The sequence below is a fragment of the Microbacterium candidum genome, from assembly GCF_030315975.1.
GTDB classification, from domain to species: domain Bacteria; phylum Actinomycetota; class Actinomycetes; order Actinomycetales; family Microbacteriaceae; genus Microbacterium; species Microbacterium candidum.
Genome location: NZ_JASXSZ010000005.1, coordinates 314,613 through 333,482, shown reverse-complemented (window position 1 = coordinate 333,482; position 18,870 = coordinate 314,613). Strand labels below are relative to the sequence as shown.

The following is an 18,870-nucleotide window of genomic DNA, read 5'->3' as shown; positions in this document are numbered from 1 at the left end:
GTCTCGACTGTGCTGCGCGTCCTGGGAGTGATCGCCGCGCTCGTGTGCGCGGCCGCGGCCCTGCTGCTCACGTGGCCGCAGATCCTGAAGCTCGAGCGCACGTACCCGTTCGCGCAGACGATCGCGTTCCGCGGCGTCGACGTCGCGGTCTGCATCGCCCTGATGATCCTCCTGCTGCTGCTCGCGCTGATCCGTCCGGTGCGTCCGATCGCGTTGGCGCTGGCGATCGTCGTCGCCCTCGCGGCCATCGCCGGCGGCGCGATCCTCCTCGTCCGCGGCGTCGGCGCCGACGCGCTGCCGGCGAAGGGCACGAAGAGCGTGCGCGTGCTGACCTGGAACACGGCGGGGTCGGCGACGAGCCCCGAGACGATCGCGCGGACCGCCGTCGCGATGGACGCCGACATCGTGTCGCTGCCCGAGACCACGATCTCCACCGGGGAGAAGGTCGCGCTCGCCATGCGGGGGATGAACCACCGCATGTGGGCGTACCACACGCAGTACGGCGCGCACGGCTGGGATGCCAGCTCCACGACGCTGCTCATCTCGCCGCGGCTCGGCGACTACTCCGTCGTGGAGTCGTCGGTGAACGGCTCGACCGGCACCTCCACGGTTCCGAGCGTCGTCGCGATGCCCGTCAACGGCAGCGGTCCCGTCGTCGTCGCCGCGCACGCCGTCGCCCCTCGCGAGGCCTACCTCACCCGGTGGCGGTCGGACCTCCGCTGGCTCGCCGACCAATGCGGCTCGACCAACGTGATCATGGCGGGCGACTTCAACGCCACCGTCGACCACATGTCCGGTCTCGGCATCGGCGGCGCCACCCTCGGCAAGTGCACGGATGCCGCACAGTCCACCGGCAACGGCGCCGTCGGCACCTGGCCGACATCGATGCCCGCGCTGCTCGGATCGCCGATCGACCATGTCATGACGACCACGGCATGGCGCGCCTCCGGATCGGTCGTGCTCGAGTCGCTCGACGGGTCGGGCAGCGACCATCGCCCGCTCGTCGTGCAGTTGGAACCTGCCTCCTGACACACCGGCGGCCCGCTGAATCTGCAGCCGGCGCGGGATGCGAGGATGGAGGGATGACCGGCACGAGCAACGGCGCCACGAGCACCCCCACGGACACCACCGAGAACACGAACACGAATCGGCGTCAGCCCTTCCCGCAGGGCTTCCTCGACACGATCTCCACGGGCTGGGCCGAGCGCCCCGAGTCCGCGCCGCCGGAGCGGCCGGAGGCGCCCTTCGCCGCGGCGCGCCGCGCGCGCGTGTCCGCCGAGTTCCCGGGCAGGCGTCTCGTGATCCCGGCCGGCGACGCGAAGCAGCGCAGCAACGACACCGACTACGCGTTCCGTGCGCACTCGGCCTTCTCGCACCTGACCGGCTGGGGCGCGGACTCCGAGCCCGGGGCGGTGCTCGTGTTCGATCCCACGGCGGACGGCCACGACGTCACGCTCTACTTCCGCGAGCGCGCCGACCGCACGACTGCCGAGTTCTATGCGAACCACTCGATCGGCGAGTTCTGGATCGGCCCGCGCGGCGCGCTCGGCGCAGTCGCGGTGGAGCTCGGCATCGCCACGGCCCACGTCGACGGGTTCGACGAGCAGGAGGGCGACCTCGTCCTCGACGAGGATGAGAACCTGACCCGCGTCGTGTCGGAGCTGCGGCTCGTCAAGGACGAGTACGAGATCGCGCAGATGCGTCTCGCGGTCGACGTCACCGCCGCCGGGTTCGACGACATCGTGCGCGAACTCCCGTCGATCATCGAGCACCCGCGTGGTGAGCGGGTCGTCGAGGGCGTCTTCCACCGCCGCGCGCGCAGCGACGGCAACGGCGAGGGCTACGACACGATCGCCGCCGCCGGTCCGCACGCGTGCTATCTGCACTGGACGCGCAACGACGGCGCCGTCGTGCCGGGCGACCTCATCCTGATCGATGCAGGCGTCGAGGTCGACAGCCTCTACACGGCCGACATCACACGCACGCTCCCGGTCTCGGGCCGCTTCAGCGAGGTCCAGCGGCGCGTCTACGAGACGGTGCGCGAGGCCGCCGACGCCGCATTCGCCGCCGCGCAGCCGGGGGTGCCCTTCCGCAGCGTGCACGCCGCCGCGATGGATGTCATCGCGCGGCGCGTCGCCGAGTGGGGCCTTCTTCCTGTCACGCCGGAGGAGGCGCTGGACGCCGACCTCGGCGGTCAGCACCGCCGCTACATGGTGCACGGCACGAGCCACCACCTCGGCATCGACGTGCACGACTGCGCCCAGGCCCGCCGCGACATGTACTACGACGGGCTGCTGGAGCCCGGCATGGTGTTCACGATCGAGCCCGGGCTCTACTTCCAGATCGACGACCTCACCGTCCCGGAGGAACTCCGCGGCATCGGCGCGCGCATCGAGGACGACATCCTCATGACCGCCGACGGACCCGTGAACCTCTCCGCCGGCATCCCGCGCACCGCGGACGAGGTCGAGGCCTGGATCGCGGACGCACGCGGGTGACCGGCGAGCGGGGCGGCCGGGGCTTCACAGCGCCGAGCACGTTCACCACCCGGCCGACCCTCACCGGCTCGTTCGGGATGGCGGCATCCACCCACTGGATCGCCACCGCGGTGGCCCAGGGGGTCCTCGAGCGCGGGGGGAACGCGTTCGATGCGGTCGTCGCGGGCGGATTCGCCCTGCACCTCGTCGAGCCCCACCTGAACGGACCGGGCGGCGACCTCGTCGGCATCTTCGCGACGGCAGCCGAGCCCGGCCGCCCCGTCGTCCTGATGGGCCAGGGGCCCGCTCCCTCGGGGGCCACGATCGAGCGTTACCGTGCGGAGGGACTCGATCTCGTCCCGGGCGCGGGCGCGCTCGCCGCGGCGGTTCCGGGTGCCGTGGATGCGTGGCTGCTGATGCTGCGCGACCACGGAACGATGTCCGTCGGCGACGTCCTCGCTCCGACGATCGCGTACGCGCGCACCGGCGTCCCGCTGTCCCCCACCGCGGCCGCGACGATCGCGCGCGTGGCCGCCCTGTTCACCGACCACTGGCCGTCGTCGGCAGCGCTCTGGACGCCCGACGGCCGAATGCCCGTCGAGGGCGACCTCGTGCGCAATCCGGCATACGCCGATGTGCTCGAGCGGCTCGTCGCCGCCTCCGCCGCCGTGCCTGATCGGGCGTCGGCCGTCGACGCCGCGCGCGACCTGTGGGCGGAGATCGTCGGAACGGAGGCCTCCGCGTTCGTGGCCTCTCCGCACCGTCATTCGACGGGCGGCGACCACGCGGGCGTCATCAGCCCCGAAGACGTCACCGGCTTCCGCGCCGGATACGAGGAGGCCGTCACCGCGACCTTCCGGGGGCATGTCGTCGCGAAGGCGGATGCGTGGACCCAGGGTCCCGCGCTCCTCGAGGCGCTCCGGATCCTCGACGGGCTCCCGGACGACGAGCTCGACCCGTCGACCGGCCTCGGCGCCCACCACGTCGTCGAGGCCCTCAAGCTCGCCCTGGCGGATCGCGACGCCTACTTCGGCGACGCCGCATCCGTCGACGCGCTGCTGACGGACGAGTACGTGTCCGCACGGCGTGCCCAGCTGGGCGCGCATGCGTCGCACGAATGGCGGCCCGGAGACGTCGACGAACGGAGTCCGTTCCGACCGCCGCTGCGCATCGACGACGGCCCGGATGACGACGACTCTCTCGGCGTCGGCGAGCCGACGGTGCAGGGCACCGGCGAGACCCGGGGCGACACGTGCCACATCGACGTCGTCGACCGCTGGGGCAACATCGTCGCGGTGACGCCCTCGGGCGGCTGGCTGCAGTCGTCGCCGACGATCCCTTCGCTCGGCTTCTGCCTCGGCACGCGGCTGCAGATGACATGGCTCGACGAGTCGTCGCCGTCCGCGCTCCGCCCGGGCGCCCGCCCGCGCACGACGCTCACCCCGACGCTCATCCTCCGCGACGGCGCTGCCGTGATGGCCATCGGCACGCCGGGCGGCGACCAGCAGGATCAATGGCAGCTCCCCGCACTGCTGCGTCTCATCGTCGGCGGCTACACGCCGCAGCAGGCGATCGACGCCCCCTCGCTGCACACGACGGCGCTCATCGACTCGTTCTGGCCCCGCACCTGGACGCCTGCCGGCGTCGTCGTGGAGGGGCGCATCGGCGAGGACGTCATCGCGGAGCTCCGCCGTCGCGGCCACGACGTCGAGGTGGCGGGCGACTGGTCGCTCGGCCGGCTGTCAGCCGTCGGCATCGACCGCGCGACGGGCGTGCTGTGGGCCGCGGCGAACCCGCGCGGAATGCTCGGATACGCCGCCGGACGCTGAACCTCGAGCCGATCCGCGAGGGCGAATCGAGGACGGATCCCGCGAGGGTGCACTCGTTTCGAACACGTGCACCCTCGCGAGTCGATGGCTGATCTCAGCGACGGGCGGTGAAAGGCGTGTATGCGTGGGTGAACGCCCAGTCGGCCTGGTCGATGCCGGAGCAGTTCCAGCCGCCCGCCCTACCCGGGCAGGTGCCGTGGTCACGCTGGAGGGCCCAGAACCCCATGAAGGCGAGACCCTTGCGTGACGCCCAATCGACGAGAGCCTTCGCCTGGTCCACCGTGTAGGTCTCGGTGGGGCCGAAGTCGTCGATGCCGTTCATCTGGATGATCCCGACGTGCGCGAACAGCTCGCGCTGCGTGGCGTTCGGCAGGATCGTGGCCTTCAGCTGGGCGGTGAGATCGGTGGCGGCGTTCTCCGCGTCAGCCAGCATGTCGTGATGCCGGCCGTCCCAGTAGTCGAACGTCATGATGTTGACCGATGCGATCTCCGCACCGTGCGCGGCGGCCGAGGCGAGCACCGCCATGCCGCTGTCGACGAGCCCGAAGGTCGCGGAAGGCAGCGTGTACGAGAACGAGACGGGCGTGTGCGTCGCACGGCCCCAGGCCTGGACCTCGGCGATCGCGGCGTTGCGCCGGTCGACGCCCGCCGTGTTGAGGACGGAGTCGGCCTCGATGTCGAAGTCGATCCGCTTGACCTTGTACGTCGTGAAGATGTTCTCCAGCGCGGCGGCGATCTTGTCGACGTCGTCGCAGCTGTCCGAGAGCTCCGTGTTCGTCGTGTCGGCCGCGTACCCGCCGAACGACGGGATGACGTCGCCGCCCCGCTGACGGATGCGGGAGATCTGCGACCCGTACACGTCAGCGCTCATCGGCTTCGTGGTGTCGCCCGCCCAGTACGGCGTGCACGACCCGGGTGCCTCGGTCTGCAGGAACGCGAGGCTCAGATACTTGGACCCGGAGTCGCGTGCGACGGTCGCGAGGTCGCCGACGGCGGTGACGTCGACGTAGGGCGCAGCCACGTGGTAAGGCAGGGGCGGCGCGGGGATGACGTGGGTCACTCCCCCACCTGCGGCCGATGCCGGGAGGGCGCCGACCACGAGGCTCAGCGCGGCGGCCGCCACGGCGACGCCGAACGCTGCGGTTCTTCTCATTCATTGCTCCTTTGCGTGAACGGACGGCGGTATTTCGTTAATACGCTTAACAAACCAACCGACAACAAGCGTAGGACGATGGAGTGGCGACCCACAAGAGGGACCGCCAGGGAACGCGACTAGGCCGCGAGGCGTGAGCGGAGGAACGCGAGCACGCGCGCGGCGATCTCCTCGCCGATCTCATCCGCCGGACGCTTGCGCCCCTTGACCTCGAAGCCGTGGCCGCCGGGCGCCCACTCGAGCACGGCGTCCTGGCACGACGCCACCGCTGCCTGCAGCTGGTCGTGCGGGTCGACGAACGGATCGGCCTCCCCCGAGAGGAAGAGCTGCGGAGCCGCGATCCCGGGCAGGTGCTCGACCCGCGGACTGTCGGGACGGCCGGGGGGATGCAGCGGATACCCGAGGTAGACGAGGGCGTCCGGCGCGATCTCTCCGGACGCGGCCGCCATCGACGCCATCCGTCCGCCGTAGGAGCGCCCCGATGCGACGACCGGCACTCCGGGCGCTGCCGCCCGCAGCGCCGCGTCGGCGGAGGCCCACGCCGCGATCGCATGGGCCGCCGGCCCAGGCATGCGCCTGCCCGCCTCGGAGTACGCGAAGTTGAATCGCATCGCAGCGACGCCGTGCGCGGCCATCGCCCGCGCGAATCCGACGAGGAGCGGATTGTCCATGCGCGAACCCGCACCGTGCGCGACGGCGATCGCGGCCCACGGGTCTGCCGGCACGGCGAACGCGGCCGAGACCTCCACATCGCCCGTCGGCAGGGCGACGGTCAGCCGATCCGCGCGCAGCGCGACGTCCATGTCAGGTCAGTCGCGGTCGTCGGGGCGATCGGATGCGGCGTCGCCCGCATCCTGTCCGCCGTTAGACGCCGACGGGTCACCCGCTTGCGCGTCCGCTGCCGACTGTGCGTTCCCGGGTTCGGGTTCGGGTTCCGGTGCGGTCTCGGACTCGGCAGGCGTCGCCGGGATCCGCTCTCCGTAGCGCGGCGGCTCCGTGTGCTCGCCCGGTGCCGCCGGAGGGGCCGCCGGAGGGGCCGCCGATGTCGGCGCCGCCGGAGCCGACGGAGCATGATTCGGCGCAGGCGCCTGCGGTGCGCCTCCGATGATCTGGCGGGCGCGGTGGATGCTCGTCTCCTGCACCGTGACCTCGTAGTGGTCCGCGATCACCTGCATGACGGACGCGTAGTCGCGACGGCGGCGCACGATCCCGTACGTCATGATCGAGAACAGCATGCCGATGGCGACGCCGACGAACATGACGCCGAGGAAGAGCGCAAGCGAAGGCGAGGGGCTGCCGAGCACGAAGATGGCGGAGAACAGGAGCCCCAGGAGGACGCCGTTGATCGCGCCCGAGCGTGCAGCGGCGGCGTAGCCGAGGCGGCCGGTGACCCGCTCGACCGAGCGCAGGCCGTATCCGACGATCGCGATCTCGCGGGCGGGGATGTCTCCGGCGATGAGAGTGGACACCGCCTTCTGCGCAGCCTCGTAGGTGGGGAAGCTCGCAACGCTCTCCCCCGTGCCGCCGGCGCCGACCGCACCGCTCATCATCGTCATCCTCCCATCCTCCCATGGCCCGGCACGGGCGCTTCCGGCAGCGACACGGGACGCTGACGGCGGTAGTGCGCGCACTACGCTGGTCGAGTGAGTACGCAGAGGGTGTTCGTCGCGCGCCTGGCAGGGTGCACGGTCTTCGACCCCGCTGGCGACCGGCTCGGCAAGGTCCGGGACGTCGTCGTCGTGTATCGAAAAGCCGACCCGCCTCGCGTCATCGGCCTCGCCGTCGAGATCCCCGGCCGGCGGAACGTCTTCGTCTCCATCGGACGCGTGACCTCGATCGCGACGGGCCAGGTCATCACGACGGGCCTCATCAACGTACGACGCTTCGAGCAGCGCGGCGGCGAGGTGCGGGTCATGGCCGAGCTTCTCGGCCGCAAGGTGTTCTTCCGCGACGGATCCGGTCACGCCGTGATCGAAGACGTCGCCATCGAGCGCAGCCGCACCGGCGAGTGGGATGTCGGGCAGCTGTTCCTGCGCAAGCCCAAGACGAGCGCATCCCCGTTCGCGAAGGGACCGACCACGTTCGCCCTCTGGACGGATGTGCGGGAGAACCAGGATCCCGGTGAGGCGCAGTCCGCCGAGCAGCTGGTCGCGACCTACAGCGAGCTGAAGCCCGCGGACCTCGCGAACACGCTGCTCGATCTGCCCGATGACCGGCTCATCGAGGTCGCCGAGGAGCTTCCCGACGACCGTCTCGCCGACGCCCTCGAGGAGATGCCCGAGGACGAGCAGGTGCACATCCTCGAGCAGCTGGGCGAAGAGCGCGCCGCCGACATCCTCGACGCGATGGAGCCCGACGACGCGGCGGACGTCCTCGGTCAGCTGTCGGAGGCGAGCCGTGAGCAGCTCCTCGAGCTCATGGAGCCCGAGGAGGCGGAGGACGTGCGCGCCCTCCTGAAGTACGGACCGGACACCGCGGGCGGTCTCATGACGCCGGAGCCGATCGTCCTGTCCGCGGATGCCACGGTCGCCGAGGCGCTGGCCCTCATCCGCCGTCACGAGCTGCATCCCGCGCTCGCCGCCGCCGTGTTCGTCACGCTCCCGCCGTACGAGACGCCGACCGGGCGCCTGCTCGGCACCGTGCACTTCCAGAGGATGCTGCGCTATCCCCCGCACGAGCGCCTCGGCGCGATCATCGACGACACGCTGGACCCGGTGCCCGCAACGGCGTCGGCCGCCGAGGTGGCCCGTATGCTCGCGAGCTACAACCTCGTGTCGCTTCCTGTCGTAGACCCCGCGCACCGCCTCGTCGGCGCGGTCAGCGTCGACGACGTGCTCGACTATCTGCTGCCCGACGACTGGCGTTCGCAGGACGCGGAAGAGGTGGATGCCACGCCCACGACCGGAACGGGGTCACGCTGATGGCGCGTCAGAACAGGCAGCCGACCCTCGACGCGCCCCGCGGGCGCTCGGGGATGCTGAGCCGCAACCCCCAGCAGCAGTCCCGGGACTCGTTCGGGCGCTTCACCGAGTGGATCGCGCGCGCCATGGGCACGCCGACGTTCGTCGTCATCCTCACCGTGTTCTGCGCCGGCTGGATCGCGTGGAACACGCTCATGCCGACATGGGCGCGGTTCGACACGGCGACGAACGGCTTCACCGCTCTGACGCTCGTCCTGTCGCTGCAGGCGTCGTACGCTGCGCCCCTCATCCTGCTGGCGCAGAACCGACAGGACGACCGCGACCGGGTGCAGATCGAGCAGGACCGTCAGCGCGCGGAGCGCAATCTCTCCGACACCGAATATCTCGCCCGCGAGATCGTCGCCCTGCGGATGGCGCTCACCGAGGTCTCCAGCGAGGTCGTCACGAAGGACACGCTCCGCCAGGAGCTGAAGTCGCTCCTGGAGCAGCTGGACGTCCGCGACGCACGCGAGGTGGCGGCCGAGCGCGGAGGCGCGGGGTGAGCAGCGAGCTCGCGACCGCTGTCCGCACGGCCGTCGGCGCGGTCTCCGACCCCGAGCTGCGCCGCCCGCTGGCCGAGCTCGGGATGCTGCGCGACATCACGGTGGACGGGACCACGGCGCATGTCGGCATCGCGCTCACGATCGTCGGCTGCCCCGCCGCACAGCGCATCGAGCACGACGTCCGGGAGGCGGCCGCCTCCGTCGCGGGGGTGGATGCGGTCGACCTCACCGTCGGCGTCATGACCCCGGACGAGCGGCGTGAACTCACCGAGCGCCTCCGGGGCACCCGCGCGCGCACCGTCCCGTTCGGACCCGAGTCCCTCACGCGCGTCATCGCGGTCACGAGCGGGAAGGGCGGCGTCGGGAAGTCGACGATCACGGCGAACCTCGCCGTCGCCCTCGCCGGCCGCGGACTGTCGGTCGGGCTCGTCGACGCCGACGTCCACGGCTTCTCGATCCCCGCGCTCCTGGGTCTCGTCGACGACGACGGGCGCACCGTCAAACCGACCCGCATCGACGACCTGATCCTGCCGCCCGTCGCGCACGACGTGAAGACGATCTCCATCGGGATGTTCCTCCGCGACGGCGACGAGGGCGCCGCGGTCGCGTGGCGCGGCCCGATGCTGCACCGCACGGTCCAGCAGTTCCTCACCGACGTGCACTTCGGCGACCTCGACGTGCTCCTCATCGACATGCCACCCGGCACCGGCGACGTCGCGATCTCGGTCGGACAGCTGCTCCCGCACGCGGACGTCCTCGTGGTCACGACGCCGCAGGCGGCCGCCTCCGACGTCGCGGTCCGCAGCGGACTCGTCGCACGGCAGACGGGCCAGCACGTCCTGGGGGTCGTCGAGAACATGGCCGCGATGACGCTTCCCGACGGAACCGTCGTCGACCTGTTCGGCTCGGGAGGCGGTCAGCGCGTCGCCGAGGCCCTGTCCACGGATGCGGAGACCGTTGCGCTCCTCGCGCAGGTGCCGCTGTCGACCGCGCTGCGCGCGGGTGGGGATGCCGGCATCCCCGTCGTCGTCGCCGATCCCGGCGATCCGGCGGCCCGTGCGATCGATGCGCTCGCCGCTGCCCTCGCGGTGCGGCCTCGCGGCCTCGCCGGCCGCACGCTGCCGGTCACGCTGCGCTGACGATCGCGCTCGCCCGGCTCAGGTCGCCTCGGCGTCGTACGGGGGCACCTCGCCGGGGACGAAGGGGACCTTCGTCGGCGCCTCCGCCGGAGGTACGGCGGCCGCCGCGACCGGAGCGACCGGAGCGTCGTCGAGGAGCGCCTCGCGGATGATCCGGCGCGGGTCGTACTGACGCGGGTCGAGGGTGCGCCAATCGACGTCGCTGAAGTCCTCGCCCATCTCGTCCTTGACGCGTTCCCGGGCACCACGCATGAACTCGCGCGCGCGCACGGTGAACTGCGCGAGCATCGCCGCATACTTCGGCAGACGTTCCGGGCCGATGAGGAATGCGGCGATCACCCCGAGCACGACGAGCTTCTCGATGGTGATCCCAAAGATCATGTGTTCAGGTTACCCGCCGTGCCTGGCCGTCCTCGCACGTCCTGCCGCGTAGGCTTTCGGGCGGAGGTCTCGGACATGGGTGAGCAGGCGGCGCAGGCAGCCGACGGAGCGAAGGATCGATTCGCGCGCGAGGCGATCGTCGAGCCCGACCACATCGCACGCGCACGCGCCCACGCGCTGGAGCTGGGCGCGGCTCCGGTGAGCCCTCCCGTCGGCGCCCAGATCGCCGTCATCGCCGCGGCGACCGCGGCCCTCAACATCGTCGAGATCGGCACCGGAGCCGGCATCTCGGGGCTGTGGCTGCTGCACGGCGCGCCGCGCGCCATCCTCACGACGATCGACACAGAGCCCGAGCATCTCGCCGCCGCACGCCAGGCCTTCGCCGATGCGCGCATCGCGCCCGCCCGCTCGCGGTTCATCACGGGTCGCGCCTCCGACGTCCTGCCCCGCATGAACGAGGCCTCCTACGACGTCGTGCTCGTGGACGCTGACCCGGAGGGCGTCATCGAGTACGTCGAGCACGGGCTGAAGCTCGTGCGGCCGGGCGGCACCGTCCTCGTCCCCCGCGTGCTCGCCGGGGGTGCGGTCGCCGACCCGGTCCGACGCGATCCGGTCACCACGGCGTACCGGTCGCTCATCACCGAGACCCAGAACTCCCCCGCCGTCGTCGGCGCGCTGTCGACCGTCGCCGAGGGCCTCCTCCAGCTGACGACGATCGCCACGGCGTAACTCCCGTCCGCCGGATCCGGAGAGCGGAACCGCGGCGGGCGGGGACGACGAAGGCCGGTCCGAAGACCGGCCTTCCCGTACTGCGGAGACTGCTCAGGCGGCGGAGACGACCTCGCCGAGCACGTCGTGGAGTTCCTTGGCCTCGGCGTCGTTCACGGAGACGACGAGACGTCCGCCGCCCTCGAGCGGCACACGCACGATGATCAGACGGCCCTCCTTGACGGCCTCCATCGGCCCGTCTCCGGTTCTCGGCTTCATGGCTGCCATGTGTGGCTCCCTTTCGTCGCTGGTCTGGATCAAGTTTATCGTGCGCGCCGACACGCCTGAAATCGCGCCGATATCAGGAGCATATTCCGGTCAGGGAATCTGCCAGTACGTGTTCGCCAGCGCGTACATGTTGTAGATCCACCACCACTGTCCCGCGACGCACGCAAGGAGCACCGCCACCCTCCAGGCGGTCGACTTCGGGGCCGCGACCGCCCCCCACATGGGCGACAGCGGAAGCAGGAGCCGGAAGATGCTCGACTGCGGGAAGAACACGGCGAGGAGGTACACGAGGTAGCTCGCCGACCACAGGCGCAGCTCCATGCCGAGACGCTTGACGTGCGGCTCGAAGATCAGCGCCGCCGCGATCGCGATGATGCCCAAGGCGAGGACGACGAAGCCCGTGACCGCGCCCCAGCCCCACATCCCGGCCCAGAAGCGGGTCCCGACGATGAAGCCGTCGAACGGGAGGAAGTTGCTCGCCGCGTCCGGGATCCAGTTCCGCCGCCACGCGAGCTCGGTCTTCAGGTACGCGCCCGGATCCCCGGTCGCGATCTGCGCGATCACCTGCCACGCGAAGCCGACGATCGTCGAGAGCGCGGCGAGGGCCACGATGTGCACGATCTCCCGCGCGGGCAGGGGCTCGCGCGCACGGGTGAGCCATCGCCAGATGCCGAACAGGCCCAGGAACAGCGCGAACGCGAGGATGCCGGGCCGGGTGAACCCCATGAGCGGCACGAGGAGGTAGAGCCATCCGTATCGTCGGCGCATCACGAGCCACAGCGCCAGCATGAGCCACAGGAGGAACAGCGCCTCCGCGTAGCCGACCTGGAACAGGGCCGCGAGCGGTCCGGACGCGAAGAACACGACCGCCCACGTCGCCGCGGTGGTGTCGAGCTTCCGGGTGAGCATCCGGTAGAGCACGAGGCATGCGAGGTACCCCGCGACGAGCGAGACGAGCACCGCGGCGATCGGCCAGCCGCCGAGCGGGACGCCGATGATCTTCGAGAGGTACGGATACAACGGCAGGAAGGCCCACTGGTTCTCCTGGACCTTGCCGTCGGGGGTGAGCGGCAGCGTCGACGGATAGCCGTTCTCGGCCGTGAACCAGTACCACTGGGCGTCCCAGCCCATGACGAGCGTCCCGAACGCGGCATGGAGGCCGAATCGCGAGCCGATCCCCGACAGCGCCGAGGCGCCGAAGAAGAAGAGCGTCGTGATGACGCGCGCGGCGAGGTACAGGATCGCGATGCGCACCGCCGGCCTGTGCCAGAGCCCGCGCACCTCCACGCGGGCGGTGGTCACGGAGCCGTCAGCCATGCGCGCAGCCCTCGCTCGACGGCGTCGATCTGCGCGAGCGGCACGCGCTCCTCGTCGTGGTGGGCGAGCAGCGGGTCGCCGGGGCCGTAGTTCACTGCGGGCACGCCGAGCGACGAGAACCGTGCGACATCCGTCCAGCCGTACTTCGGGCGCGGCTCGGCGCCGACCGCCGCGAGGAACTCCTGCGCGAGGGGCGCATCGAGCCCAGGACGCGCCCCGGCCGCGGCGTCCGTGATCTCGACCTCGAACCCGGCGAAGACGTCGCGCAGGTGCGCGGCGGCCTCATCGACCGAACGGCTCGGCGCGAAGCGGTAGTTGACCTCGATCTCGCACAGATCGGGGATGACGTTGCCGGCGACGCCGCCGCGGATGCCGACCGCGTTCAGGCCCTCGCGGTAGGCGAGTCCGTCGACGGCGACCTCCCGCGGCCGGTACTCCGCCAGGCGCGCGAGGACGGGTGCAGCGCGGTGGATCGCGTTCTCGCCGATCCAGGCGCGGGCGCTGTGCGCACGGACGCCATGCGTTCGCACGACGGCGCGCATCGTGCCGTTGCATCCGCCCTCGACCTGGCCGTTCGACGGCTCCCCGAGGATCGCGAAGTCCGCCGCGAACAGATCGGCCCGCTCGCGCGACAGGCGGCCGAGACCGTTGAGGTCCGCTTCGACCTCCTCGTGGTCGTACCACATCCACGTGAGGTCGACGCGGGGCTCGGCGAGCTCTGCCGCAAGCTTCAGCTGCACCGCGACGCCTGCCTTCATGTCGACGGTGCCGCGGCCCCACAGATAGGCCTCGCCCTCGATCTCGATGTCACGCGTCGGCACGTTGCCGTTGATCGGAACGGTGTCGATGTGGCCGGCGATCGCCACGCGCTGCGCGCGACCGAGGTTCGTGCGTGCGACGATCGTGTCCCCGGAGCGGAAGACCTCGAGGTGCTCCAGGCTGCTCACCGCGTCGAAGATCGCGTCCGCGAGCGTCTGCTCTTCGCCGGATACGGACGCGATGTCGCAGATCGCCCTGGTGAGCTCGACGGAGGATGCGGACAGGTCCAGGCGCGGCATCCTCCGAGTCTATCCGCGCGCCTGTGTGACGCCGGCGGATCGGGCGCCCTGCGGTCGCTCGGTACCCTGGAGGGATGAGCGACGAGCGTTGGGTGTGGGGCTGGGGACTTTCGACGACCACGGACGGCGGCACCGTGCTCGACACGTGGTACCCGGAGCCGACGACCGGACGTCTTCCCCTGGGGCTCGACCCCGCCATCGCTCCCGAGAGCCTGGACCGGCTCGCGGTGGCCGACGAGCGCCGCGCGGTGCGCGTGGACGTCATCGCGATCGAGATCGATCTGGATGCGGCCCCCCAGTCGACCCCGGACGCCTATCTGCGTCTGCACGCGCTCTCGCACCGGCTCGTCCTCCCCAACGAGGTGAACCTCGACGGCGTCTTCGCGCACCTGCCGAACGTCGCCTGGACCAACGCCGGACCCATGCACCCGGACGACGCGACGCGTCTGCGCCCGGAGCTCGCGCGCGAGGGCATCCAGATCCAGGGCCTCGACAAGTTCCCGCGCCTGCTCGACTACGTCGTGCCGCCGGGCGTTCGGATCGCCGACGCATCCCGCGTCCGCCTCGGCGCCTACCTCTCCCCCGGCACGACGGTGATGCACGAGGGCTTCGTGAACTTCAACGCCGGGACGCTCGGCGCCTCCATGGTGGAGGGCCGCATCTCCCAGGGCGTCGTCGTCGGCGACGGCAGCGACATCGGCGGGGGCGCGTCCATCATGGGGACCCTCTCCGGCGGCGGCTCGCACCGCGTCTCCATCGGCGCACGCACCCTCCTCGGCGCGAACGCGGGCGTCGGCATCTCCCTCGGCGACGACTGCGTCGTCGAGGCGGGCCTCTACGTCACCGCCGGCTCGAAGATCGTGCTGGCCGACGAGGCGCCGCGCGCCGACGGCGGCCGCCCCACCGCGAAGGGCGCGCAGCTCTCGGGCGTGGACGGCATCCTGTTCCGCCGCAACTCCCTGACCGGCGCCATCGAAGCGGTGCGGCGGTCGGGCGTCGGCGTGACGCTCAACGAGGCGCTGCACGCCTGACGCGTCTCACCACTCGCTGAGCGTCCACGGCGACGGCTCCGCATCGTCTCGCTCCAGCTCGGCGAGCGCCTCCGCCCATCGGCGCTGCGCGGCACGCGCCGCATCCTCGTCGCCCGCGGCGTAGAGCAGATCGGAGAGGTGGGAGCTGCACACGACGATGCGCGGGTGATCGGCGGACCGCTCCGCCGCCGCGAGCTCCTGCCGCGCCGCCGCGAGGGCAGCGGCATCGTCGCCGGCGCGCTCTCCCGCGCGTCCCAGCGCGACGAGCGCCTCCGCGTACCGGCGCAGGCGGAGAAGACCCGTCGCGACCGCCAGATGCACGGCGACAGTGTCAAGCCCCACCGCCTGCGCGGATCGCCATGCGTCGAGAGCAGCGCTGTCGTCGCCGCGCTCCGACGCGGCGGCCGCGGCCAGCGCGAACCACTCCGCGGCCTCCGCATCCCGCCCGGCGTCCGCGAAGTGCTCGCCGACGGCCTCGGCCGACGCTTCGCCGACCGTTCCCGCCCGGCGCGCGAGCGCCTCCGCCACCCGGCCGTGCAGCAGCCGGCGACGTGCGAGAGACAGTGCCGACAGCGCCTGCGCGGCGACGAGCGGATCGGCGACGGCATACGCGCGCGGCTCCCCGGAGCCCTGCAGCACGCCGTCCTCGAGAGCCGCCGCGATCTCGGCTTCGTCGCGTCCCGAGACGATGCGGAGGAGCTCGGCATCGGCGGGTGCGCCGATCACGGCGGCCGCGGCGACGAGCTGCCGGACCACCTCCGGTTGGGCGCCCTGCACGCGCGGACGGGACGCCGGTGAGGGAGGCGGCGGCGTGGCGCCCGTCCGGATCGCGTGGTACAGCGCCTGCGTCGACGGGACGGGGCTCACCCCGAGCGCGTGATCGAGACGACGGACGAGATCGCGGTACACGCGCAGCGCCCCTGACCGATCCCCCGCCCACGCGGTCACCAGCATGAGGTCGGCGTGTGCGGGCTCCGACAGGGCGTCGATCTCGGTGCGTCGGCGGGCGAACGACAGCGCCGCGTCGAAGTCGCCGCTGCGCACGGCGTGCGAGGAGAGCCGGCGGAGGGTCACGGACAGTTCGTCCTGCAGCATCCTCTCGACCCCGAACCTCCAGTCGTCGAACTCCGGACTGTCCCGGAGCACGAGCCCCTCGAGGAAGCGTCCGGTGACGAGCGCGACCGCGTCGGTGGCAGCCGCAAGCGTGCCCTCCCCGACGAGCCGACGGAACTCCGCGACGTCGCAGAAGCACGCGCCGGGATCCACCGCGATCGCATCGCCGTCGACGACGAGCGCCGGCCCGATCGCCGCAGCGACCGAGAGCGTGCGACGCAGCGTCGACCGTGCGTTGGCGCGCGGCAGGTCCGGCCAGAGCAGCTCGGTCAGTGCATCACGCCCGTGCGGCTGCCCCGTCACCGCGAGGACCGCGAGCAGCGCCACCGCCTTCCGCGTGTCGAACCGCACCTCCGCATCGCCCCGCCGCACGCGCGGCGGGCCGAACAGCAGGATCTGCGCCTCGGCCATGGACGCCACGGTACGCGGTGGAGCGTTCCGAATCCACCGATCCGCATCCACTCCGTAACGCTTTCGGAACGGTGCCGGGTCCATCATCGTGACATGACCGACACGCTGGACTCCGTACCCCCGGCACCTGGGGATGTGCCGCCGGGCGCGCCGCCGCTCACCATCCGAGCGGCGACGGAGGCCTCTGCGTCCGGCGACGCGGCCATGCCGGCCGCCGGTCGTGCCGCGCACTTCGAGCGTCGCGCCGCACGACCGGCGGCACGATCGTCCGCACACACCGCACGGCGGGTCGAGCCCGCTTCCGGGGTCGCCACGATCGAGGTCCACATCGACGAGGGCGATCCGCTCATCGACTTCCTTCAATCGGCCCCCGGCACCTCCGAGATCGCCGCGCTCCCTCAGTTCTCCCCCGCTGTCCAGCGCATGCGCGACCAGGGCGTCCGACTCGTCGTGCCGATGGTGTCGGGCGGCGAGCTGGTGGGGCTCATCGCTCTCGGCGCGCGCCGGTCCGAGCGATCGTACTCGCGCGCCGATCGGCGACTTCTGGACCAGCTCGCGGGGACGGCGGCGCCCGCCATCCGCCTTGGGCAGCTCATGAAGGCGCAGGAGGCCGAAGCCCGCGAGCGCGAGCGCTTCGACCAGGAGCTGCACATCGCTCAGCTCATCCAGCAGCAGTTCCTCCCGGCGGAGCTCCCGGAGCTCGGCGGCTGGCACGTCGCGGCGTTCTACCGTCCCGCCCGCACTGTCGGCGGGGACTTCTACGACGTCATCGAACTCGGCGACGGGCTAGTGATGGTCGTCGCGGGCGACGTCACCGACAAGGGCGTGCCCGCGGCGCTCGTCATGGCGAGCACGCATGCGCTCCTGCGCTCCGCGGCGGCGGCGAGCCCGGGAGAGGTCCTGCGCCGCGTCAACAACCTGCTCATCCCGCAGATCCCCCTCAACATGTTCGTGACGTGCCTGGCGCTCGTCATCGATCTGGAGACCGGCCGCACGCGGTTCGCGAACGCCGGGCACAATCTGCCTTTCGTCCGCCGCGGCGACGCCGTCCTCACGCTCGACGCGCGCGGGATGCCGCTCGGGCTCATGCCCGATTCCGAGTACGACGAGATCGAGACCGTCCTCGAGCCGGACGACATCGTCATGCTCTACAGCGACGGCATCACCGAGCAGCACGATGCGAACGGCGACATGTTCGGCTTCGAGCGCACCGAGGCGCTCGTCGCGGCCGCCACCGGCGGTGACGACCTCGTGGACCGCAGCATCGCGGGTCTCGCGGCGTTCCAGGGCACCGCCCTGCAGGAGGACGACATCACGATCGTCACTCTGCATCGCGGCAGGCGCAGCGAGTACCAGGATGCCGTGACCTTCGCCGTCGCGAGCGACATCGGCAACGAGCGCGAAGTGATGGACCGCGTCACCCGGATCGTCGGCGACGCGCTGCCGGAGATCAGGGTCGATGCTCTCAAGACCGCCGTCAGCGAGACCGCGATGAACGCCATCGAGCACGGCAACCACGCGATCTCGTCCCTCCCCGTGGAGGTGTCGGTGCGGTGCGGAATCGAATCCGTCACGGTCGAGATCGCAGACTTCGGCCGCGGCCCGGCGCACGAGCCGGTCGAGCCGGACCTCGACGAGAAGCTGTCCGGCCGTCAGACCCCCCGCGGGTGGGGCCTGTTCCTCGTCGAGCACCTCGTCGACCGCGTCGAGGACTTCCGCGACGGCGAGCGCCACGTCGTGCGGCTCACGATGCGCCCCGACGACCCGGCCGCAGGCGCGACCGGCGACACCGAAAGGACACCCCGATGAGCCTCGCCTACAGCGTCGACACGCGCGGCAGCCTCGCGATCATCCGGCTCTCCGGCCTCATCGACCGAGATGCGGGGACGATCCTCGAGCAGGCCTACACCGCGGCGCTCGACTCCGCCCCGGAGACCGTCGAGCTCGACTTCACCGACGTCGAGTACATCAACTCGACCGGCATCGCCCTGATCGTGAGCCTCCTCGCCCGCGCACGGGCGCAACGGCTGCCGACGCGCGCGCTCGGCCTCACCGCCCACTATCAGCACATCTTCCAGATCACCCGGCTGAGCGACTTCATCGAGATCGTCCAGACGGCCGACACCGGACAGGAGGCCGCACGATGAACGAGCGGATCGCGACGATGGATGTCGTCGCCCTGGGCAGCGGCGCCGCAGCCATTGCCATCAGCGGCGATGTCACGGCCGCGTGCGAGCAGGACCTCATGGCCGCGCACGAACAGGCGACGGACGACGGAGCCAAGACGATCGTGCTCGACTTCCACGGGATGGACTACATGAACTCCGGCGGGATCGGGATGCTGGTCACCCTGCTCGTGCGCGGACAGCGACGCCAGCAGCGGATCGCCGCCGTCGGCCTCACCGAGCACTACCGCCAGATCTTCCAGCTCACCCGCCTCGACGAGGCCATCCTCCTCTTCGACTCGACGGACCAAGCGCTCGCCGGAACCGCCGGCTGAGC

At 71.5% G+C, this 18,870-nt stretch carries 19 protein-coding genes; 11 read left to right on the top strand and 8 right to left on the bottom strand.

Features of this window, described 5'->3' with window-relative positions:
- The first annotated feature begins 9 nt into the window (after positions 1 to 9).
- From QSV35_RS16195 to QSV35_RS16185, 3 genes are all read left to right on the top strand, one after another.
- The gene (locus QSV35_RS16195; RefSeq protein WP_286289834.1) at positions 10 to 1,029 is read left to right on the top strand and encodes an endonuclease/exonuclease/phosphatase family protein; all 1,020 of its coding nucleotides are present in this window, start codon (positions 10 to 12) and stop codon (positions 1,027 to 1,029) included.
- A gap of 53 nt (positions 1,030 to 1,082) precedes the next feature.
- Positions 1,083 to 2,498 carry an aminopeptidase P family protein gene (locus QSV35_RS16190; RefSeq protein ID WP_286289833.1) on the top strand — a complete coding sequence of 472 codons (1,416 nt, stop codon included), beginning with the start codon at positions 1,083 to 1,085 and terminating at the stop codon, positions 2,496 to 2,498.
- Positions 2,499 to 2,575: 77 nt separating this feature from the next.
- Positions 2,576 to 4,306 carry a gamma-glutamyltransferase family protein gene (locus QSV35_RS16185; RefSeq protein ID WP_286289903.1) on the top strand — a complete coding sequence of 577 codons (1,731 nt, stop codon included), beginning with the start codon at positions 2,576 to 2,578 and terminating at the stop codon, positions 4,304 to 4,306.
- Positions 4,307 to 4,400: 94 nt separating this feature from the next.
- On the opposite strand, the gene QSV35_RS16180 is transcribed toward QSV35_RS16185, so the two are convergent.
- From QSV35_RS16180 to QSV35_RS16170, 3 genes are all read right to left on the bottom strand, one after another.
- Positions 4,401 to 5,459 (bottom strand): chitinase, encoded by a 1,059-nt coding sequence (locus QSV35_RS16180; RefSeq protein WP_286289832.1) that lies wholly within the window; start codon positions 5,457 to 5,459, stop codon positions 4,401 to 4,403.
- A 119-nt stretch (positions 5,460 to 5,578) separates the two neighbouring features.
- Positions 5,579 to 6,262 (bottom strand): alpha/beta hydrolase family protein, encoded by a 684-nt coding sequence (locus QSV35_RS16175; RefSeq protein ID WP_286289831.1) that lies wholly within the window; start codon positions 6,260 to 6,262, stop codon positions 5,579 to 5,581.
- A 6-nt stretch (positions 6,263 to 6,268) separates the two neighbouring features.
- Positions 6,269 to 7,015, bottom strand: a complete 747-nt coding sequence (locus QSV35_RS16170; RefSeq protein ID WP_286289830.1) for a YflT domain-containing protein — start codon at positions 7,013 to 7,015, stop codon at positions 6,269 to 6,271.
- Positions 7,016 to 7,102: 87 nt separating this feature from the next.
- On the opposite strand from QSV35_RS16170, the gene QSV35_RS16165 reads away from it, so the two are divergent.
- Genes QSV35_RS16165 through QSV35_RS16155 form a run of 3 tightly spaced genes read left to right on the top strand, consistent with a single transcriptional unit; the run spans position 7,103 to position 10,061 of the window.
- Positions 7,103 to 8,380: a magnesium transporter MgtE N-terminal domain-containing protein gene (locus tag QSV35_RS16165; protein WP_286289829.1), complete on the top strand. Its 1,278-nt coding sequence runs from the start codon at positions 7,103 to 7,105 to the stop codon at positions 8,378 to 8,380.
- A complete protein-coding gene (locus QSV35_RS16160; protein WP_286289828.1) occupies positions 8,380 to 8,922 on the top strand; it encodes a DUF1003 domain-containing protein in 543 nt (180 codons plus the stop codon). Before QSV35_RS16165 ends, QSV35_RS16160 begins: the two co-directional genes overlap by 1 nt.
- Positions 8,919 to 10,061, top strand: coding sequence for an Mrp/NBP35 family ATP-binding protein (locus QSV35_RS16155; RefSeq protein ID WP_286289827.1), 1,143 nt, complete (start codon positions 8,919 to 8,921; stop codon positions 10,059 to 10,061). The genes QSV35_RS16160 and QSV35_RS16155 overlap by 4 nt, the downstream gene beginning before the upstream one ends.
- Before the next feature lie 18 nt (positions 10,062 to 10,079).
- On the opposite strand, the gene QSV35_RS16150 is transcribed toward QSV35_RS16155, so the two are convergent.
- Entirely contained in the window at positions 10,080 to 10,442 is a 363-nt protein-coding gene (locus QSV35_RS16150; RefSeq protein WP_286289826.1) for a twin-arginine translocase TatA/TatE family subunit, read from the bottom strand.
- Between the two features lie 75 nt (positions 10,443 to 10,517).
- Here QSV35_RS16150 and QSV35_RS16145 point away from each other — a divergent pair, with 75 nt between their 5' ends.
- A complete protein-coding gene (locus tag QSV35_RS16145) occupies positions 10,518 to 11,171 on the top strand; it encodes an O-methyltransferase (RefSeq protein ID WP_286289825.1) in 654 nt (217 codons plus the stop codon).
- A gap of 93 nt (positions 11,172 to 11,264) precedes the next feature.
- On the opposite strand, the gene QSV35_RS16140 is transcribed toward QSV35_RS16145, so the two are convergent.
- The 3 genes from QSV35_RS16140 to dapE all read right to left on the bottom strand — a co-directional run bounded on the left by QSV35_RS16140 (position 11,265) and on the right by dapE (position 13,813).
- Positions 11,265 to 11,438 (bottom strand): DUF3117 domain-containing protein, encoded by a 174-nt coding sequence (locus tag QSV35_RS16140; protein WP_286289824.1) that lies wholly within the window; start codon positions 11,436 to 11,438, stop codon positions 11,265 to 11,267.
- A 90-nt stretch (positions 11,439 to 11,528) separates the two neighbouring features.
- The gene (locus QSV35_RS16135; protein ID WP_286289823.1) at positions 11,529 to 12,755 is read right to left on the bottom strand and encodes a hypothetical protein; all 1,227 of its coding nucleotides are present in this window, start codon (positions 12,753 to 12,755) and stop codon (positions 11,529 to 11,531) included.
- On the bottom strand, positions 12,737 to 13,813 hold the full coding sequence (gene dapE / locus QSV35_RS16130; protein ID WP_286289822.1) for a succinyl-diaminopimelate desuccinylase: 1,077 nt from the start codon (positions 13,811 to 13,813) through the stop codon (positions 12,737 to 12,739). The genes QSV35_RS16135 and dapE overlap by 19 nt, the downstream gene beginning before the upstream one ends.
- 74 nt (positions 13,814 to 13,887) lie before the next feature.
- On the opposite strand from dapE, the gene dapD reads away from it, so the two are divergent.
- Entirely contained in the window at positions 13,888 to 14,844 is a 957-nt protein-coding gene (gene dapD / locus QSV35_RS16125) for a 2,3,4,5-tetrahydropyridine-2,6-dicarboxylate N-succinyltransferase (RefSeq protein WP_286289821.1), read from the top strand.
- Between the two features lie 6 nt (positions 14,845 to 14,850).
- Here dapD and QSV35_RS16120 read toward each other — a convergent pair whose 3' ends face one another.
- The gene (locus tag QSV35_RS16120; RefSeq protein WP_286289820.1) at positions 14,851 to 16,368 is read right to left on the bottom strand and encodes an AfsR/SARP family transcriptional regulator; all 1,518 of its coding nucleotides are present in this window, start codon (positions 16,366 to 16,368) and stop codon (positions 14,851 to 14,853) included.
- 93 nt (positions 16,369 to 16,461) lie between these two features.
- Between QSV35_RS16120 and QSV35_RS16115 the strand changes: the two genes are divergently transcribed.
- From QSV35_RS16115 to QSV35_RS16105, 3 genes are read left to right on the top strand one after another with little or no spacing between them, the layout of a single operon-like run.
- Positions 16,462 to 18,177, top strand: coding sequence for an ATP-binding SpoIIE family protein phosphatase (locus QSV35_RS16115; protein ID WP_286289819.1), 1,716 nt, complete (start codon positions 16,462 to 16,464; stop codon positions 18,175 to 18,177).
- Complete coding sequence (locus QSV35_RS16110; RefSeq protein WP_286289818.1) at positions 18,174 to 18,515, top strand: STAS domain-containing protein; 342 nt, start codon at positions 18,174 to 18,176, stop codon at positions 18,513 to 18,515. Before QSV35_RS16115 ends, QSV35_RS16110 begins: the two co-directional genes overlap by 4 nt.
- Positions 18,512 to 18,868: an STAS domain-containing protein gene (locus QSV35_RS16105; protein WP_286289817.1), complete on the top strand. Its 357-nt coding sequence runs from the start codon at positions 18,512 to 18,514 to the stop codon at positions 18,866 to 18,868. Before QSV35_RS16110 ends, QSV35_RS16105 begins: the two co-directional genes overlap by 4 nt.
- Positions 18,869 to 18,870: the final 2 nt, after the last annotated feature.

What these genes read in the sequence shown, in the direction of transcription:
- QSV35_RS16120 (WP_286289820.1), bottom strand. Translation starts at nt 16,368, where the DNA reads ATGGCCGAGGCGCAGATCCTGCTGTTCGGCCCGCCGCGCGTGCGGCGG.
- QSV35_RS16150 (WP_286289826.1), bottom strand. Translation starts at nt 10,442, where the DNA reads ATGATCTTTGGGATCACCATCGAGAAGCTCGTCGTGCTCGGGGTGATC.
- QSV35_RS16105 (WP_286289817.1), top strand. Translation starts at nt 18,512, where the DNA reads ATGAACGAGCGGATCGCGACGATGGATGTCGTCGCCCTGGGCAGCGGC.
- QSV35_RS16190 (WP_286289833.1), top strand. Translation starts at nt 1,083, where the DNA reads ATGACCGGCACGAGCAACGGCGCCACGAGCACCCCCACGGACACCACC.
- QSV35_RS16175 (WP_286289831.1), bottom strand. Translation starts at nt 6,262, where the DNA reads ATGGACGTCGCGCTGCGCGCGGATCGGCTGACCGTCGCCCTGCCGACG.
- QSV35_RS16145 (WP_286289825.1), top strand. Translation starts at nt 10,518, where the DNA reads ATGGGTGAGCAGGCGGCGCAGGCAGCCGACGGAGCGAAGGATCGATTC.
- dapE (WP_286289822.1), bottom strand. Translation starts at nt 13,813, where the DNA reads ATGCCGCGCCTGGACCTGTCCGCATCCTCCGTCGAGCTCACCAGGGCG.
- QSV35_RS16185 (WP_286289903.1), top strand. Translation starts at nt 2,576, where the DNA reads ATGGCGGCATCCACCCACTGGATCGCCACCGCGGTGGCCCAGGGGGTC.
- QSV35_RS16135 (WP_286289823.1), bottom strand. Translation starts at nt 12,755, where the DNA reads ATGGCTGACGGCTCCGTGACCACCGCCCGCGTGGAGGTGCGCGGGCTC.
- QSV35_RS16140 (WP_286289824.1), bottom strand. Translation starts at nt 11,438, where the DNA reads ATGGCAGCCATGAAGCCGAGAACCGGAGACGGGCCGATGGAGGCCGTC.
- QSV35_RS16160 (WP_286289828.1), top strand. Translation starts at nt 8,380, where the DNA reads ATGGCGCGTCAGAACAGGCAGCCGACCCTCGACGCGCCCCGCGGGCGC.
- QSV35_RS16115 (WP_286289819.1), top strand. Translation starts at nt 16,462, where the DNA reads ATGACCGACACGCTGGACTCCGTACCCCCGGCACCTGGGGATGTGCCG.
- QSV35_RS16110 (WP_286289818.1), top strand. Translation starts at nt 18,174, where the DNA reads ATGAGCCTCGCCTACAGCGTCGACACGCGCGGCAGCCTCGCGATCATC.
- QSV35_RS16170 (WP_286289830.1), bottom strand. Translation starts at nt 7,015, where the DNA reads ATGACGATGATGAGCGGTGCGGTCGGCGCCGGCGGCACGGGGGAGAGC.
- dapD (WP_286289821.1), top strand. Translation starts at nt 13,888, where the DNA reads ATGAGCGACGAGCGTTGGGTGTGGGGCTGGGGACTTTCGACGACCACG.
- QSV35_RS16180 (WP_286289832.1), bottom strand. Translation starts at nt 5,459, where the DNA reads ATGAGAAGAACCGCAGCGTTCGGCGTCGCCGTGGCGGCCGCCGCGCTG.